The sequence below is a fragment of the Mesorhizobium sp. M0244 genome, assembly GCF_040321795.1.
Lineage (GTDB): Bacteria > Pseudomonadota > Alphaproteobacteria > Rhizobiales > Rhizobiaceae > Mesorhizobium.
Map to the genome: position 1 here is coordinate 1 of NZ_JAMYSE010000119.1, position 17,393 is coordinate 17,393.

Below are 17,393 nucleotides of genomic sequence, written 5' to 3' on the forward strand. Positions count from 1 at the left end.
CGCCGGTTCTATCAGAACAATCCCCCATGATGCTCAGGGCCGCCGAATCTCCTGGGCCCGTGGGGGCGGCCGGCCGGCGCTGGCACATAGGGGCCGCCTCGTACCGCTGCCAAACGCCGGCCGGCCCCCATTCCCGAAAACATCAGCACTCCGCGCCAAGGTACAGAAGACGCTGGGTTTTTGCCGTGGCAAGTAATCCCGCGCTGGGAGCAGCAAGCCGAGGCAGGGGGCGCGCGTCGTCAGCCGATTGACAGAGCCCGCCTTCTGTGTAGAAATTGGTTGGACCATTGAGCCATTTGGTGAACCCCTCGGCATGACCGAATTCGGCCTTTCTCCCATACAGGCGACTGCTCGCGACGACGCGGTGCTCAAGGCTCTGGCCGGCTTTGTGATGCAGGAAGCCCTCGGGCCAGGCCACAAATTGCCGACCGAACGCATTCTTGCCGAGCGCCTCAAGGTCAGCCGCAACACGGTGCGCGAGGCGCTGACGCGCTGGGAAGGGCTCGGCTTGGTAGAGCGGCGGCAAGGCAGCGGCACCTATCTCAAGGGAGCGGTTTCGCTGGACATGCTGCACATGCCGCTGACACTGGCGGGCGGCAACGATTTCACGAGCCTGATGCAGACGCTGGAGATCCGCCGCGCACTGGAAGCGGAAGCCGCCGCCCTTTGCGCCGTTCGCGCAGGCCAGACCGAGATCGCCGAGATCGCGCGCAAGCTCAACATTATGGAGCAGGCCTTTCACACGCGCGCCGGCATGTCGGCGGAGGAGGACTGGGAATTCCACCAGTCGATCTACCGTACTTCCGGCAATCCGCTGTTCGAGCAGATCATCGCCGCCATGCACGAACTGTTCCATCGTTTCTGGGAACATCCGCTCGGCGTGCGTGATTTCGGCCACGCCAGCTTCCCCTTCCACCGCACCATCTTCGAATGCATCGCCGCGCACGATCCGGAGGGAGCCCGGGCAGAGGCGCTCAAGCTGATCGCCACCGTCGAGGACGATCTGAAGCGCGGCGCAGCCAAACTCAAACTTTCGGGCCAAAAATGAACGACCATCCCGCCGGTTTCGAACACGACTATCTCGCCGAAGCGGCGACGCTCCTTGCCCATGACGAGCCTTTCCCCGGCGGTGCGGTGGTGCCGCCGATCTACCAGACCTCGCTCTTCACCTTCGCCAATTATGCCGAGATGGCCGATACATTCGCCGGGAGGCGACGTCAGCCGATCTATTCGCGCGGCGATAACCCCACCGTCATGGAGTTCGAGGCGCGTGTCGCCGCTCTCGAAGGCGCCGAGGCCGCGCGCGGTTTTTCCAGCGGCATGGCGGCGATCAGCGCCACGGTGCTTGCATTCGTCGGTGCCGGCGAGCGCATGGTTGTCGTGCGCAATTGCTATGGCGATGCCTACCGGCTGTTCGAGCGGCTTTTGCCTCGGCTCAACATCAAGGTCGATTATGTCGACGGTTCCGATCCGGACGCAGTCGCCGCCGCGCTTCCCGGCGCCAAGCTGCTCTACTTGGAAAGCCCGACGTCGATGATGTTCGAGCTCCAGGACATAACGCATCTGGCGCGGCTGGCGAAGGAGCAGGGCATTGTCACCTCGATCGACAATTCCTGGGCGACGCCGGTGTTCCAGAAGCCGATTTCACATGGCATCGACCTGGTGCTGCATTCGGCCTCGAAATATCTCGGCGGCCACAGCGACACCGTCGCCGGCGTGGTGGCCGGTTCGGCTGCCCACATCCGACACATCAACGAACAGACCTATTCCTATCTCGGCGGCAAGCTTTCGCCTTTCGAGGCATGGCTGTTGCTGCGTGGCCTGCGCACATTGCCGCTGCGGTTGCCGCATCACATGAGAAGCGGGCTGACCATCGCCGAACGGCTGAAGGCACATGGCCATGTCGAGCGGGTCAACCACCCGGCCTATTCCAACCATCCAGGCAAGGCGACGCTTGCCGGTTATGCCGGGCTGTTCTCATTCGAGGTGACGGAAGACGTCGACATCCCGGCTTTCGTCGATGCGCTGAAACTCTTTCGCATCGGCGTCAGCTGGGGCGGCCATGAGAGCCTGGTCGTTCCGGCAAAGGCCTCGCTCGAGCAGACGCCGGGCCTGAATTCGATGGCGCGCTTCGGCGTCAGCCCGCGAACCATCCGCTTCAGTGTCGGATTGGAGAGTGTCGAAGACCTGTGGGCTGACGTTGCCCAGGCCTTCGACAAAGCAAAAAGATAAATGGAGCCGTTCAAAATGGGAGTGCTGAACATGAAGAAACTGAGCATCCTTCTTGGTGCCGTCGCGGGTCTGGCGATTTCCGCCGGCAACGTGCTGGCCGATTCCACGGTCAAGATGGTCGAGGTCATCACCAGTCCGCCGCGCACCGAATTCCTCAAGAAGCAGATCGCCGAGTTCGAGACGGCCAATCCGGGCGTCAAGGTCGAGCTGGTATCGCTGCCTTGGGGCCAGGCGTTCGAGAAGTTCCTCACCATGGTGCAAGCCGGCGACACGCCCGACATCGTCGAGATGCCGGAGCGCTGGATGGGCCTCTATGCGACGAACGGCCAGCTCGAGGATCTCGGGCCATACATGGCCAAATGGGACGATGCCAAAACGCTGGGCGAGCGTGCCAAGCAGTTCGGCTCGACGGTCAACAATAAGCAGTACATGATCCCTTACGGCTACTACCTGAACGCGCTGTTCTGGAACAAGAAGCTGTTCAAGGAGGCCGGCCTGGACGGTCCGCCGGCGACGCTCGATGAATTCGTCGAGGACTCCAAGAAGATCTCCGCGATACCGGGTAAATACGGCTACTGCCTGCGCGGCGGCCCGGGCGCCTTCAACGGCATGCACATGTTCATGAACATCGCCGCCGGCAAGGGTGGCTATTTCAACGAGGACGGCACCTCGACCATTAACGAGGAAGGCTCGGTTAAGGGCCTGCAGATGCTCGCCGACATGTACAAGAACGGTCTGGCGCCGAAGGATGCGGTGAGTTGGGGCTTCAACGAGACGGTCACCGGCTTTTATAGCGGCACCTGCGCCATGCTGAACCAGGATCCCGACGCGCTGCTCGGCATCGCCGACAAGATGAGCGCCGACGACTTCGCCGTGGCGCCGATGCCGGTCGGGCCGAGCGGCAAATCCTACCCGACGCTTGGTTATGCCGGCTGGGCAATGTTCGCCAATTCCCAGCACAAGGACGATGCCTGGAAGCTGATGGCAACGCTTTTGTCGCCCAAGGACAATCTGGAATGGGCAAAGGAAGTCGGCGTCATTCCGATCCACAACGGCGCCGACCAGGACGCCCACTTCAGGACCGAGCAGTTCAAAGGTTGGTTCGAGGAACTGAACAACGGCGACAAATACGAGATGGTGACGCCGCCGACGCATCTGGAAAACCTCGGCAATTTCGTCGACCAGGTGGCGATCAAGAATTTTCAGGAAGTGCTGCTTGGCCAGAAGGCGGCCAAGGATGTGGCCGACGAATGGGCCAAGTTCCTGACCAAGGAACAGCAGGACTGGCTGGCCAAGAACAAGAAATAGGCGCGCAGCTTTTCCTTCTTCCCGTTAACGGGGAGAAGGTGGCCCGAAGGGCCGGATGAGGCGCGGCGCAAGCATTTCAAGGTTCGTGCTGTCCCTCATCTGCCTGCCGGCATCTTCTCCCCGTGAAGAACGGGGAGAAGGACGCTGTCATCGACGTTGGCTCCCTTCCAACAGATCAGAGCTGTCCGTATGACCTATGCCGTGTCCGAAATACGACCTGCCGGCAAGCCACGACGCAAGCGGCTGTCTCACGCCGCAATCGAACCCTGGCTCTATCTCAGCCCGGCGATCGTGCTGCTGGTCGTCGTGCTCCTGGTGCCGCTGGTCATCGGTATCGGCTACTCGTTCCGCAAGTTCTCGGCTTTCAAATCCGAATATGTCGGGCTTGGGCAGTATCAGGCGATGCTGTCGGATCCTGTGCTCGGGCAGGCGCTCGTCAACACGCTGTGGTGGACGGCAACCAGCCTGTTCTTCCAATTCTTCCTTGGCCTTGGCCTGGCGCTGCTGCTCGACACGCCGTTCAGGGGCAGAAAGATCGTGCAGGCGGTGGTGTTCCTGCCTTGGGCGGTACCGTCCTTCCTCTCGGGCCTAACCTGGGCCTGGCTGTTCAATCCGATCATCGGACCGCTGCCACATTGGCTCTACGGCTTGGGGCTGAAAGCCGAGCCGACCAATGTGCTCTCCGACCCCTCGACCGCCATGTGGGGACCGATCGTCGCAAATGTCTGGTTCGGCATTCCCTTTTTTGCCATCACGCTTTTGGCGGCGCTGAAGTCGATCCCGTCGGAACTGCATGAGGCGGCGGCGATCGACGGCGCCTCGCCGTGGCAGCGCTTCACCAAGGTGACGCTGCCGTTCCTGGCGCCGACCATCATCATTACCGTCATGCTGCGCACGATATGGATCGCCACCTTCGCCGACCTGATCTTCGTCATGACCGAAGGCGGGCCTGCCGGTTCGACCGCCACCGTGCCGGTCTATATCTACGTCAGCGCGTTCAAGTCGCTGGACAAGGGCTATGCCTCCGCGGTGGCGGTGCTGCTGCTTGTGCTGCTCATCGTCTACGCGGTTGCGCTGATCGGCATCCGCCGCTCACTGGTGAGGCACGTCTGATGATTGCCGGACGCTCCGTCTCCTCGCGCATTCTCGGCGGCATCGGCCTTTACGGCGCCATCGGCGCCTATATGGGCTTCGCGCTGTTCCCGATCTTTTGGACGCTGAAGATCTCGGTTACGCCCGAACGGCTGCTCTATTCCGAAGGCATCACTTTCTGGCCGTCGCAAACGACGCTGCAGAACTTCGTCACCGTGCTCGAAGCCACCGATTTCCCGCGCTACTTCCTGAACAGCGTTATCGTTTCGGTGTCAACGGCAGCCTTCGTAACGGTCATTGCCACGCTTGCCGGCTACGCCATGTCGCGATTTTCCTTCCGCGGCAAGGCGACCCTGGCCATCCTGCTTTTGCTCACCCAGACCTTCCCGCTGGTGATGGTCATTCCACCAATCTACCGCATCATGGGGCAGATTGGTCTCATCAACAGCTTGACCGGCCTCGTCATCATCTACACCGCCTTCAATACGGCGTTTGCGACCTTCCTGATGCAGTCCTTCTTCGACGGCATTCCCAGGGATCTGGAAGAGGCAGCCATGATCGACGGCTGCACGCGCCTGCAAGCGATGCGCAAGGTGATCGTGCCGCTGACGCTGCCCGGCATGGGTGCGACGCTCGGCTTCGTCTTTACCGCCGCGTGGAGCGAGTTGCTGTTTGCGCTGATGCTGATTTCCAGCGACGACCAGAAGACCTTCGCAGTCGGCCTGCTCACCTATATCGGCAAATTCGCGGTCGACTGGGGACAGATGATGGCGGCTTCCATCCTGGCGCTGATCCCGGTCTGCATCTTCTTTGCTTTCCTGCAACGCTACCTCGTCACCGGCCTTACCGCCGGTGCCGTCAAGGGATAGATCATGGCATCCGTCACACTCGAAAAAGTCCGCAAAGACTATGGAGCCGTGCGCGTCCTGCACTCGGTCGATCTCGAAATCGCCGACGGCGAGTTCGTCGTCCTGGTCGGCCCGTCGGGCTGTGGGAAATCGACCCTGTTGCGCATGATCGCCGGGCTGGAGGAGGTCTCCGATGGCGAAATCCATATTGGCGAGCGCCTGGTCAACGACATCGCGCCAAAAGACCGCGACATTGCCATGGTGTTCCAGTCCTACGCGCTCTATCCGCATATGGACGTGTCGAAGAACATGGGCTTCAGCCTGATGCTGAGAAAGGCCGGCAAGCCGGCCATCGACGCAAGGGTGGACGGAGCCGCCAAGCGACTCGGGCTCGATGCGCTTCTGCAACGCTTGCCGCGGCAATTGTCCGGCGGCCAGCGTCAGCGCGTCGCCATGGGCCGTGCCATCGTGCGCGACCCGAAAGTGTTTCTCTTCGACGAGCCGCTTTCGAACCTCGATGCCAAGCTGCGCGTCCACATGCGTGCCGAGATCAAGGCGCTGCACCAGCAATTGAAGACCACTTCGGTCTATGTCACCCACGACCAGATCGAAGCAATGACCATGGCGGATCGCATCGTCGTCATGCATGACGGCTTCGTCCAGCAGGTCGGCGCGCCGCTCGATCTGTACGATCGGCCGATCAACATGTTCGTCGCCGGTTTCATCGGCTCGCCCGGCATGAATTTTCTGCCGGCGTCGGTTAAAAAGGGCGACAAGTCGGATGCCGTCCTGGCCGACGGCCAGAAGCTGAGGCTGCCCGACGGTCTGCCGCTCAGGGATGGCGACGCGGTCACCGTCGGCTTGCGGCCCGAGCATATCCGGCTTGCCGACAATGGCGCACTGAAAGGCGAGGTGGGCGTGGTGGAGCCGCTCGGCCTATCGACGCAGTTCTATACCAAGCTTGCCGGCCAGCAGGTCTGCGTCTTCGCCATGGGACGGGCGAGCGTGAAGCCGGGTGAGGCCGTGCGCCTGTCGGCCGACCCGGCGTCGCTGCATCTGTTCGATCCAGCAAGCGGCGATCGCATCGGCTAGTCCTAAATTCCCGAAACGAAAAACGCCGCCCGGAAGGCGGCGTTTCGGTACTGCAAGAGAAAACCAGATTACTTGATCTTGGTTTCCTTGAACTCGACGTGCTTCTTGGCGACCGGATCGTATTTGCGGAACGACAGTTTGTCCGTCTTGGTGCGGCTGTTCTTGCTGGTCACGTAGAAGAAACCGGTGTCGGCGGTCGACAGAAGCTTGATCTTGATGTTTGCGGCTTTGGCCATGATGTTCGTCCGTTAAATGTTCGTGGAGTTTTGGCCGCTGGAGCACGGGGAAACACCCGGACGCGGGAAACTTGGCGCGACACATAAAGAACGCGCCCGGAAAGTCAACCCTTTGTCCAGGTTCTGTGTCGTAAGCAGATGAGTTGTCCGGATTAGGTAGCAGACGAGTTGTCCGGTTTTATTGCCAGCCGATGGAGGCTGGGGATGAAACGGACAATTGATGTGCTATCAAAGCCGGACAACCTGATTAGCTACCGACAGCCCCGGGAAGCTCCTGGATGACTTCGGCCCTCGTAGGCAGGTGCCGGGTGGGGTCTCAGTTTGAATGCTGCCTATAAGTATCGAGCGATGGACGGCTGATCGATCACCCAAAGCCAGTTCCCGTCAGCTTGCCGGCGAGCGATTTCCGCGGTCACCGTGCCATCGAGAAGGCGCGTGCAAGTGAGCGCCAAATCTCCGTTGACGATAGCCGGACGCTGATCTCCGAGATCAAACTTTCGCCCCGCTGTCACCAACCTAGCGTAAAATCGGCGGATGGCGTCTCTGCCGCAGGCCAACTGTCCGTTGCCGATATCGAGGGTGGCACCGGGTTCGTAAAGAGCAGCCATTCCTTCCGCGTCTCCCGCTTGCTCGCGAGAAACCAATAGCCGCGCCAGTTCCTGGGGATCGCTTGCCGGTTTGCGGTTTGCTTCATCATTCATAGGCAGGCTTCCTGACAGCCAAATTCTAACCGAGATACGACCAGGTTCCGGTCACTCCGCCGCGACGGTTTCCGGTTGCAGCGCCTTCTTCCAATCTCCAGTCGTGTTCCACCAGCGGTTCGGGTTGGCGCGGTCGTCGAGACCCTTGGAGCGGCTGGCAAGCAGCGGCTGAATGCGGATCACCGGCTCCTGATAACTGTGAACCTGGTAAATCGCTTCGACGACGCGAGCGGCGAGCTTCTGGTCGTCGGGCAGTTCGAACGACACCTCGACAGTGCCCGGCCGCCTGCGCAATTCCGTCTCGGCGCCGGCGGCGGCACCTTCAAGCGGCCGGTAGCGTTCGATGCCGTCCGCTGACTGAAAGGCATTGCTGTCATATTTGCCCATTCTGAGCGGCGCGATCGCGACCACCGCCTCCATGATGCGGTCGACATCGGCGGCCGGTGCCTGAAAGGTCACCAGCAGCAGCAATTCCATCCGCAGCGATTTCGTCTCAAAGCCACTGTCGATCATCCGAGGTCTCCCTGCTTATGCACTTTGAGGGAGCATATACGCGAGCGCTCCTGACATGGTGGTGTCAGTAGTTAGTCAGCAGTGGGAGCGATGTCGGCGGCGGGCCCACTCAGAGGATTTTGCGGAGCAGCCTGGTGCCGACCAGCACGATATAGCAGGCGAAGAACAGGCCGAGTGCCCAACCGAAGCCCGACGGCCCGAAAGCGTCCATGCCGATGCCGATTGCCTGCGGGCCAAGCACCATGCCGACGCCGTAGCAGAGCACGAAGGCGGCGTTGGCGGAGGCCAGTTCGTGGCCGGAAAGCTGGGAACCGAGATGCGCCAGACCGATCGTGTACATGGCGGCGACCACGCCGCCCCAGACGAACAGAAGCGCGGCCATCAAATGCCAATTCTGCGCGAAGAACGGCATAAAGACGGTGCCGACAAGCCCGACGCTGGCACAGGCCATCAGCAGATAGCGGCGGTCGCTGACGCGGTCGCTGATCATGCCGATCGGGATCTGCAACAGTACGTTGCCGAGCCCGATCATGGTGAGCAAAAGAGCTGCGTCGGCCTCGGAGTAGCCGATGCGGTTGCCGTAGACCGGGAACAGCGCAAAGCCGCCGGTCTCGACCGCACCGAAGACCAGCACGGCCGCGGTCGCCGTCGGCACCAGCCAGATATAACGCAGGAAATTGCTGGTTTCGCCGTCGGCGACGATCGTCGGGCTCTCGTTGCGTGCTGCCAGAACCGGTATGGCGGCGAGCGTCACCAAAGCGATGGTGACGCCGAAGGGCAGGAAGCCGCTGCTGCCGAGATGAGCGAACAGCCATGGCCCGGCGGCAAAGCCGAGAGACAGCACGGTGGCATAGATACCGAGGACCAGTCCGCGTCGGTGTGGCGGCGCCGAGGTGCTGATCCAGAATTCTGAGAGGATGAACAGCACCGTCAGCGCGACGTGCAGCAGGACGCGCAGCGGAAACCACATCCAGAAAGCTGGCGCGAAATGGAAACCGACAAAGGCCAGCGCCCCGGCGACGATCATGGCAAGCATCGTCCAGGCGACCCCGAACCGCATGGCAAGCGGGGTGGCGAGCGGCGCGCCGGCGATCGAGGCGAGGCCGGCGACCGCGGTATTGAGACCGATCATCGACGCCGAATGACCACGCGTTTCCAGGATGACGCTGAGCAGCGGCATGCCGAGGCCGATGGCGATGCCGACGACGCTGATCGAAGAGATCGCCGCGACCATCGGCAGCCAGTGTACGCGTTCCTCGCTCTGCGGCTGGGTATCGACTGTCATGGAATGCCTGGCTGCTCTAGAGAATTTCGCGGACGAAGCGATTGCGGACAAGCCGATAGAACGGCACGGGACCGCCGGGCCTCAGCAGCGGATCCTGGGCGAGCCGCGTTTCCAGCTCCTCCAGGACCGTGCGCGTGATGTCTGGAACGTCGGCTTGACTGGCCTTGGCCAGCGGCAGCCAAACGACGTCTTCCAACTCGTTGGTCGGACCGCCACCCGGCAGTTCCACGGCGATGTCGTCGCGCCATGCGGCGAGAAAGCGCGTATCGAAGCGGCGCACCCGGTTGGGCGGCGTGATGGCGCGTGCGACGAAGCGCAGCGCTTGCAGTGATGGAATAACACTGTGTTCGACAAAGCCCTGCCAGTCGCGCTTGGCGGTCGCGAAGGTGCCTTTTTGGCCAATCAGCAGCCCGGCCTCCTCATAGGTTTCGCGGATCGCCGACAAAGCAATGGCACGGGCGCGGGCAGCGCTGGTGCGGCCGATGCCCGCGGTCAATCTCGCTTCTTCGTCAGGGTGCAATGCAGTGGCTACGGGGATACGGCTGTCGGCCGGATCGGTGCGGCCACCGGGAAACACGAATTTTCCAGGCATGAAGGCGTGGCGGGCATGGCGACGGCCCATCAGCACCAGCAACTCACCGTCCTTGCGGTCGAGCAGGATCAGCGTCGCGGCGTCACGGGGGCGTATTGGCTGGCTGTCGAGCGCGATTGCGCTTCGCTCAACCTTGTCGACTTCCGCCTTGGTCATGCCGTCCATGCGCTCGACCTAGCGGAATCTTCTCTCATGCGAAAGTGGGCTTCATCCATAGCCGATTGCGCCAGTGATGGCTTCAAGCCTCGGGATGCGACTCGATCAGGTCTTCTTCGCCACCAAAGCCGTGCATATAAAATGCCCATTGCAGGCCGATGACAGCGCCCTTGACCGGCTGCAGCAGGACGACGGCTAGAATGATGGTCAATGGCACCCAGATTGCGATGTGCTGCCAGGTGGAGAGGGTCGAGGTCGCCTCGACACCCATGAAAGCGCCGAGCACGATGTGGCCGACGATGACCACCACAAGATAGGCCGGCAGATCGTCGGCGCGATGGTGATGGAGCTCGTCGCCGCAATGATCGCATTTGTCGACGGTCTTGACGAAGGCGCGAAACAGCTTTCCCTCGCCGCAATGCGGGCAGCGGCCAAGCATGCCGCGCTTCATTGCCGTCCATAGCGGCCGGGCGGTCCGGCCGGAGTGATGCTCGCCGCCGAAAACCAGTTCTTCCACCTGCAGTTCTTTTGGCATCACCGTCTCCTGCCGCGCGAGCCGGTACGCGATTGCGACGCCCGGGCGCGGCCTTTGGCCTTGTGGAACGACCGTTTGGAGCCGGGCAGCGGCTTTGGTTCGGTCAGCATCTCGAAACGCATCGCGCCGGCCATCGGCGCCACCTCGATCAGGCGAACCTCGACGCGGTCGGCAAGCTGATAGCCCTTCCCGGTGCGTTCTCCGAAAAGCGATCGGGCAGTTTCGTCGTATATATAGTAGTCGCCGCCCAGCGTTGAAACCGGAATGAAGCCATCCGCGCCGTACTGCGGCAATTGGACAAACAGTCCCGATTTGGTGACGCCCGAGATGCGGGCGTCGAAACGGTCGTCGATGCGCTCGGCGAGATAGGCGGCGATCAGCCGGTCGACCGTGTCTCTCTCGGCGGCCATCGCGCGGCGCTCGGTCGCCGAGATCAGTGCTGAGACCTCTTCCAGCCGTTCCGCCTCGTCCTGCGTCAGGCCGCCCGGACCAAGGCCGAGTGCGGCAATCAGCCCACGATGCACGATCAGGTCGGCATACCGGCGGATCGGCGAGGTGAAATGCGCGTAGCGCTTCAGGTTGAGGCCGAAATGGCCGATATTGGCGGGCGAATATTCGGCCTGGCTCTGCGAGCGCAGCACCACTTCATTGACCAGTCCCTCATTGTCGGTGCGTCGCACGCGAGCGAGGATGCCGTTGAACTGGTTCGGCCGCATCTGCGCACCGCGCGCCAGCGACAGGCCTAGGGTCTGCAGGAATTCACGCAGCGATTCCTGCTTGGCGAGCGAGGGCGAATCGTGGATGCGGTAGACCAGCGCCTGCCGCTTCGCCTCCAGTGTCTCGGCGGCGGCGACATTGGCCTGGATCATGAACTCTTCGATCAGCTTGTGCGCGTCGAGCCGCTCCGGCACGACGACCTTGTCGACGGTGCCGTCCTGCTTGAGCAGGATCTTGCGCTCGGGTAGATCAAGCTCGAGCGGCTGGCGCGTGTCGCGGCCGCGCTTCAGGATCGCGTAAGCGTCCCATAGCGGCTTCAGCACCGCATCGAGGATCGGGCCAGTCGTGTCGTCCGGTGCGCCGTCGATCGCCGCTTGCGCCTGCTGATAGGCGAGTTTCGCCGCCGACTTCATCATGACGCGATGGAAGGAGTGCCTGAGTTTGTGGCCATCGGCCGAGAAAGTCATGCGCACCGCTATCGCGGGACGATCCTGGCCCTCGCGCAGCGAACAGAGGTCGTTCGAGATACGCTCCGGCAGCATCGGCACGACACGATCGGGGAAATAGACTGAATTGCCGCGCTTCAGCGCTTCGCGGTCGAGCGCCGTGCCATAGCGCACATAGGCGGCGACATCGGCAATGGCGACGGTGACGATCACGCCGCCGGCGTTCTTCTCGTCGGTATCAGGCGTGGCCAACACCGCGTCGTCATGATCCTTGGCATCGACCGGATCGATGGTGACCAGCGGCAGCTCGCGCCAATCGTCGCGGCCGGCAAGCGTCGCCGGCTTGACCGCCTCCGCCTCGGCGATGACGTCGGCTGGGAAAATATGCGGGATGTCGTGCGCGTGGATGGCGATCATCGAGACCGCCTTTTCGCTGGTCAGCGAACCCAGCACCGCCAGAACCTTGGCTCTCGGCAGCCCGTACCGGGAGGCCCGCGCCGGCTCGACCTCGACCAGGTCGCCGTTCTTGGCACCGTTCTGGAACTCCTTGTCGACGACCAGTTCAGGCTGGCGCCGCTCCACCGGCTCGATGCGGAACGTGCCGTCCTTCAGCACGCGGAAAACGCCGAGAACCGCATCGGTGCGCTTCTCGAAGATCTTCATCACCCGGCCGGTATAGGCCGGGCCTGCCGGATCGTCGGTTGGAAAGGTCTTGGCCAGCACGCGATCGCCGATGCCAGGCGTCGGGCCATTGCCGCCGCGCGACACGCGGATCGCTATGACCGGAGGTTCGCCATTGCCCACGGCTTCGGTCGGGTGCGCCAGCAGCGCACCGTCGGCGTCGCGGCCAAAGATGTCGAGCACCGCGACGTGGGGCAGGGCGCCGACACGGGCGAGCCGCTTGCGCTCCTTGGTCAGCAGGCCTTCGTCCTGCAGGTCGCGCAACATGTCCTTCAGCCAGACACGGTCTTCGCCGCGCAGCGCAAACGCCTTGGCGATGTCGCGTTTTCCGGCGCGGTCAGGATTTTCGGCAATGTAACGCAGGATCTCGTCGCGCGAAGGCCGGTAATTGTCCCTCACCTTGGCGCGGGTATCGGCGGTGCGCAGATCGCCGTGGCTTCTTCCGGAGACTTTGCGCGCCAACCCGTCCTATCCCTTTTTCCTGGCCGCCGGTTTTTTTGCCGCTGCCGGTTTTTTGGCAGGCGCGGCCGCTTTGCGGAAGGGCTTTCTGGCGCCATTGCCGCCCTTGGCTTCCTTTTCTGCGATCAGCGCCACCGCATCCTCGATCGTCACCGATTGCGGATCCCTGCCTTTCGGCAGCGTCGCATTGACCTTGCCGAAATTCACATAAGGCCCGTATTTGCCGTCGCGCACGACGATCTTGCCGCCGCCGGCAGGATGCTCGCCAAGCTCTTTCAATGCAGCGGGCGTGGCGCCATTGCGGCCGCCTTTGCCTTTTAATTGCTTCTCGGCGATCACCGAGACGGCGCGATTGAGGCCGATCGAGAACACGTCCTCGATGCTGTCGAGATTGGCATAGGTGCCGTCATGCAGCACGAACGGCCCGTAGCGTCCCAGACCGGCCGAAATCATCTTGCCGGATTCCGGATGCTGTCCGACATCGCGCGGCAGCGACAGCAGGGCGAGCGCCTTTTCGTGATCAATCGAATCGACCGTCCAGCCCTTCGGCAGGCTGGAGCGCTTGGCTTCCTTGCCGTCGCCGCGCTGGATATAGGGGCCGAACCGGCCATTGCGCAGCGTGATCTCCTCGGCGGTATAGGGGTCCTTGCCGAGCACCTTGGTGCCGTCTTCGCCGCTGCCGTTCTCGCCATTGGGATTGGCGGCGTCGCCGAGCTGGCGGGTGAACGAGCATTCTGGATAGTTCGAACAGCCGACGAAGGCGCCGAACTTGCCGAGCTTGAGCGACAGGTTGCCGGTGCCGCATTTCGGGCATATGCGGGGGTTGGAGCCGTCTTCCCGCGCGGTAAACACAAGCGGCGCCAGCTCCTCGTTGAGGGCGTCGAGAACGTCGGTGACGCGCAGCTCCTTGATGTCGGCGACGGCGCCGGAAAAATCCTTCCAGAAGTCGCGCAGCACGTCCTTCCAGGCGAGCTTGCCGTCAGAGATTTCGTCGAGTTTCTCCTCGAGCGAAGCGGTGAAGTCGTACTCGACATAACGCTCGAAGAAGCTTTCGAGGAAGGCCGACAATAGCCGGCCCTTGGCCTGCGGCACCAGCTTGCGCTTGTCGATGGTGACGTAATCGCGATCCTCGAGCGTCTTCAGGATGGCCGTATAGGTCGACGGCCGGCCGATGCCCAACTCTTCCAGCTTCTTGATCAGCGAGGCTTCCGAATAGCGCGGCGGCGGCTCGGTGGTGTGCTGGGTGGCGTTGATCGCCTCGCGGGTGAGCTGCTCGCCGGCACGGATCTCGGGCAGGCGGCGGCTTTCTTCATCTTCCGAATCTTCTTCCTTCTGCTCGATGTAAGCGGCAAGGAAGCCGTCGAAGCGAACGACCGAGCCGACAGCACGAAGCTCGGCGGTACGCGAACCGTTGATCGCCTCGATCTCAACCGTGGTGCGCTCGATCTCGGCCGGCTGCATCTGGCTGGCGATGGCGCGTTTCCAGATCATCTCGTAAAGCCGCGCCTGGTCGGCATCGAGATACTGCCTGACGGAAGCCGGCGTGCGCATGAACTCGGTCGGGCGGATCGCCTCGTGCGCTTCCTGGGCATTCTTGGCTTTGGCGGAATAGACGCGCGGCTTTTCAGGCAGGTATTTCGGGCCGAATTCCTTGGCGATCGCATCGCGTGCGGCAGAGATCGCCTCCGGCGCCATCTGTACGCCGTCGGTTCGCATATAGGTGATCAGGCCGGTGGTCTCGCCGCCGATCTCCATGCCCTCATAGAGCCGCTGCGCGACCTGCATGGTGCGGTTGGCCGAAAAACCAAGACCCGATGAGGCGGCCTGCTGCAGCGTCGAGGTGGTGAAGGGCGGGCCGGGATTGCGCTTGGTCGGCTTGGCTTCGACCGACAGCGCCTTGAAGCTGGCGCCTTCGAGCATCGCCTTGATGTCGTCGGCCTGCGCCTTGTTGGAAATATCGAGCTTTTGCAGCTTCTTGCGCTCGAAGGCGGTCAGCCGCGCCTCGAAATTTTCCTTGCGCGGCGTGCCGAGGATGGCGGCGACCTGCCAGTATTCCTCGCGGATGAAGCGCTCGATCTCGGATTCGCGGTCGCAGACCAGACGCAGCGCCACCGACTGGACGCGGCCGGCTGAGCGGGCGCCGGGCAGCTTGCGCCACAGCACCGGCGACAGCGTGAAGCCGACCAGATAGTCGAGTGCGCGGCGGGCGAGATAGGCGTCGACCAGCGGTCCATCGATCTGGCGCGGATTGGCCATCGCTTCCAGCACCGACGCCTTGGTGATAGCGTTGAAGACGACGCGGCTGACCGGCTTGTCCTTCAGCGCGCGCTTCTGCTTCAGCACCTCCAGGACATGCCAGGAAATAGCTTCGCCCTCGCGGTCCGGATCGGTGGCGAGGATCAGCCCGTCGGCGTCCTTGACCGCCTTGGCGATGTCGGCGAGACGCTTTCCGGACGCGGTGTCGACGGCCCAGGACATGGCAAAGTCCTCATCCGGGCGTACCGAGCCATCCTTGGCCGGCAGATCGCGGACATGGCCAAACGAGGCCAGAACCTTATAGTTCTTGCCGAGGTACTTGTTGATTGTCTTCGCCTTAGCCGGCGATTCGACGACGACGACGTCCATACGGTCTCATATCAGTTGTGATGCGGCAGAAGAATTCCGCTGCGCGCGACGAAATCTCGTTCAATGTGTCGCTCACATGGCCGCGCTTTTGCATCCGGTCAAGGCCAAGCAGCCAAAATGCGGCCCTGCACCGAATGCGCAACCCAGCGGCGCCATGCGATTTTCCGCAATCCTGGACAAGGGAAATGGGCCGCCTATCGCTGGACAAGCCCGGCAATTGATCCTGGAGAACGGGACAAACTCTCCCGCGGATATAAGAGAAACATCGATCACGCGCCAGCCCTGCTTGAACAGACGCTGTGAAACGCCCAATCGGATGGGTGCCCATAGGCCCGGCATTTGCCCGGAAATCATAGGAATTGCCATGCCGAAGAGCTGGCCGCCGGGGGTGGTTGGGTGGACTTCCCGGCGACCAGCCGCATTTCCGCCTGTTTGGGCGGATCAGAGGCTCAAGGCTCAGTCGGCCTTGGCGATATGCCAGACGCCGGCGACGCCCTCGCCGGTCACGTCGCCGGCCTTCTTGTCCTTGATGAACGTGTAGAGCGGCTTGCCTTCATAGGCCCACATCTTGGTGCCGTCGGTGCGGTCGACGATTGTCCATTCGCCTTCGGCCTTGGCGCCGGCCTCAGCCTTCAGCGGCGGCCAATTGGCGGCGCATTTGTCGTAGCAGTTCGACTTGCCTGTCTTGTCCTTGTCGTAGGTGTAGAGCGTCATGCCGTTGGCGTCAGTGTAGATCTTGGTGCCGCCGACTTCCGCTTCCTTCCACGCCTCGGCGGCGAAGGACGCGGCGGTGCCGAGCAAGAGCGCAGCCATGCAGATTGCGATCGTTTTCATGGACATCTCCCTGGAAGATTTTCAACGAAGCGCGCGGAATAACGCGGCTTCGTTTGATCAACGCTGCCTGACTGCCCTTTCTTCCCGGGCCGTTTCCCGTCGATCCCGGCGGGGGCGACGACTTGCCACGCGATGGTGATTGGCGGACGACCGTAGTCGCGGCTATATGGCTGCGCAGTCACCGGGAGACGGAAATGGCATTGGACGTCGGCTATGTCAGCGCGATCGGGGCGGGAGCGATCTCGTTCCTGTCACCCTGCGTGCTGCCGCTAGTGCCGCCTTATCTGTGCTATATGGCCGGCGTGTCGGTCGACGATTTCCGCGGCGAGGCCGGCATTGCGGCAAAGGCCGGTGCGCGAGGCGCGCTGGTTAATTCCTCCATCGCCTTCGTGCTCGGCTTCTCGACGGTCTTCGTCGCGCTCGGCGCCGGCGCCTCGACGATCGGCCATCTGCTGCGCGTCTGGCAGGAGCCGCTGGCAATGGCGGCCGGCGTGCTGATCATCCTGATGGGGCTGAATTTCCTCGGCATATTGCGCATCCCTTTGCTTTCACGCGAGGCGCGGTTCCAGTCGCAAGGCAAGCCGGCCAGCCTGATCGCCGCCTATGTCATGGGCTTGGCGTTCGCCTTTGGCTGGACGCCCTGCATCGGCCCGGTGCTGGGGCCGATCCTGACGCTTGCCGGCGGCCGTGAAACGGTGGGCGAGGGCGCGCTGCTGCTTGCTGCCTATTCACTCGGCCTCGGCATCCCGTTCCTCGTCGCGGCGCTGTTTTCCGGCGCTTTCATGCGCTTTCTCGGAAAATTCCGCGTCCATCTTGGTCGCGTCGAAAAGGCCATCGGCGCGCTGCTGGTGGTCGCCGGCGTGTTTTTCCTGACCGGCGGCGTGCAGGCGGTGTCCTACTGGCTGCTCGAGAATTTTCCGGTGCTGGGGCAATTGGGATAGGTTTGCCGCCCGGCCGAGGCCCGAGGTCGTGGGGGGGGGGGGGGCCCGGCCCCCCCCCCCCGGGGGGTGGGCGCGGGGAAGAGAAGAGCCGGGGGGGGGT

General features: G+C 62.7%; 16 protein-coding genes. 7 read left to right on the top strand and 9 right to left on the bottom strand.

Annotation, left to right across the window (positions count from 1 at the left end):
- The first annotated feature begins 313 nt into the window (after positions 1-313).
- From NKJ08_RS34975 to NKJ08_RS35000, 6 genes are all read left to right on the top strand, one after another.
- Positions 314-1,048 carry a FadR/GntR family transcriptional regulator gene (locus NKJ08_RS34975; RefSeq protein ID WP_352530852.1) on the top strand — a complete coding sequence of 245 codons (735 nt, stop codon included), beginning with the start codon at positions 314-316 and terminating at the stop codon, positions 1,046-1,048.
- The gene (locus tag NKJ08_RS34980; protein WP_352530854.1) at positions 1,045-2,232 is read left to right on the top strand and encodes a PLP-dependent transferase; all 1,188 of its coding nucleotides are present in this window, start codon (positions 1,045-1,047) and stop codon (positions 2,230-2,232) included. Before NKJ08_RS34975 ends, NKJ08_RS34980 begins: the two co-directional genes overlap by 4 nt.
- A 30-nt stretch (positions 2,233-2,262) precedes the next feature.
- Entirely contained in the window at positions 2,263-3,540 is a 1,278-nt protein-coding gene (locus NKJ08_RS34985) for an ABC transporter substrate-binding protein (RefSeq protein WP_352530856.1), read from the top strand.
- Positions 3,541-3,729: 189 nt separating this feature from the next.
- Complete coding sequence (locus NKJ08_RS34990) at positions 3,730-4,653, top strand: carbohydrate ABC transporter permease (protein WP_352530858.1); 924 nt, start codon at positions 3,730-3,732, stop codon at positions 4,651-4,653.
- The gene (locus NKJ08_RS34995; protein ID WP_352530860.1) at positions 4,653-5,501 is read left to right on the top strand and encodes a carbohydrate ABC transporter permease; all 849 of its coding nucleotides are present in this window, start codon (positions 4,653-4,655) and stop codon (positions 5,499-5,501) included. Before NKJ08_RS34990 ends, NKJ08_RS34995 begins: the two co-directional genes overlap by 1 nt.
- 3 nt (positions 5,502-5,504) lie before the next feature.
- Positions 5,505-6,572 (top strand): ABC transporter ATP-binding protein, encoded by a 1,068-nt coding sequence (locus tag NKJ08_RS35000; RefSeq protein ID WP_352530862.1) that lies wholly within the window; start codon positions 5,505-5,507, stop codon positions 6,570-6,572.
- 68 nt (positions 6,573-6,640) lie between these two features.
- On the opposite strand, the gene rpmG is transcribed toward NKJ08_RS35000, so the two are convergent.
- The 9 genes from rpmG to NKJ08_RS35045 form a co-directional block, all read right to left on the bottom strand.
- Entirely contained in the window at positions 6,641-6,808 is a 168-nt protein-coding gene (rpmG, locus tag NKJ08_RS35005) for a 50S ribosomal protein L33 (RefSeq protein WP_006201775.1), read from the bottom strand.
- 332 nt (positions 6,809-7,140) lie between these two features.
- Positions 7,141-7,509, bottom strand: coding sequence for a YybH family protein (locus NKJ08_RS35010; protein WP_352530864.1), 369 nt, complete (start codon positions 7,507-7,509; stop codon positions 7,141-7,143).
- A gap of 51 nt (positions 7,510-7,560) precedes the next feature.
- Positions 7,561-8,022: a YqfO family protein gene (locus NKJ08_RS35015; RefSeq protein ID WP_352530866.1), complete on the bottom strand. Its 462-nt coding sequence runs from the start codon at positions 8,020-8,022 to the stop codon at positions 7,561-7,563.
- 109 nt (positions 8,023-8,131) lie between these two features.
- Positions 8,132-9,307: an MFS transporter gene (locus NKJ08_RS35020; protein WP_352530868.1), complete on the bottom strand. Its 1,176-nt coding sequence runs from the start codon at positions 9,305-9,307 to the stop codon at positions 8,132-8,134.
- Positions 9,308-9,323: 16 nt separating this feature from the next.
- On the bottom strand, positions 9,324-10,064 hold the full coding sequence (locus NKJ08_RS35025; RefSeq protein ID WP_352785731.1) for an NUDIX hydrolase: 741 nt from the start codon (positions 10,062-10,064) through the stop codon (positions 9,324-9,326).
- Positions 10,065-10,137: 73 nt separating this feature from the next.
- Positions 10,138-10,590: a DUF983 domain-containing protein gene (locus NKJ08_RS35030; RefSeq protein WP_352530872.1), complete on the bottom strand. Its 453-nt coding sequence runs from the start codon at positions 10,588-10,590 to the stop codon at positions 10,138-10,140.
- Positions 10,590-12,896, bottom strand: coding sequence for a ribonuclease R (gene rnr / locus NKJ08_RS35035; protein WP_502906377.1), 2,307 nt, complete (start codon positions 12,894-12,896; stop codon positions 10,590-10,592). Before rnr ends, NKJ08_RS35030 begins: the two co-directional genes overlap by 1 nt.
- A gap of 6 nt (positions 12,897-12,902) precedes the next feature.
- Positions 12,903-15,518 carry a type I DNA topoisomerase gene (gene topA / locus NKJ08_RS35040; RefSeq protein ID WP_352785733.1) on the bottom strand — a complete coding sequence of 872 codons (2,616 nt, stop codon included), beginning with the start codon at positions 15,516-15,518 and terminating at the stop codon, positions 12,903-12,905.
- A gap of 456 nt (positions 15,519-15,974) precedes the next feature.
- Complete coding sequence (locus NKJ08_RS35045) at positions 15,975-16,352, bottom strand: COG4315 family predicted lipoprotein (RefSeq protein WP_352530876.1); 378 nt, start codon at positions 16,350-16,352, stop codon at positions 15,975-15,977.
- Positions 16,353-16,546: 194 nt separating this feature from the next.
- Between NKJ08_RS35045 and NKJ08_RS35050 the strand changes: the two genes are divergently transcribed.
- Positions 16,547-17,293, top strand: coding sequence for a cytochrome c biogenesis CcdA family protein (locus NKJ08_RS35050; RefSeq protein ID WP_352530878.1), 747 nt, complete (start codon positions 16,547-16,549; stop codon positions 17,291-17,293).
- Positions 17,294-17,393: the final 100 nt, after the last annotated feature.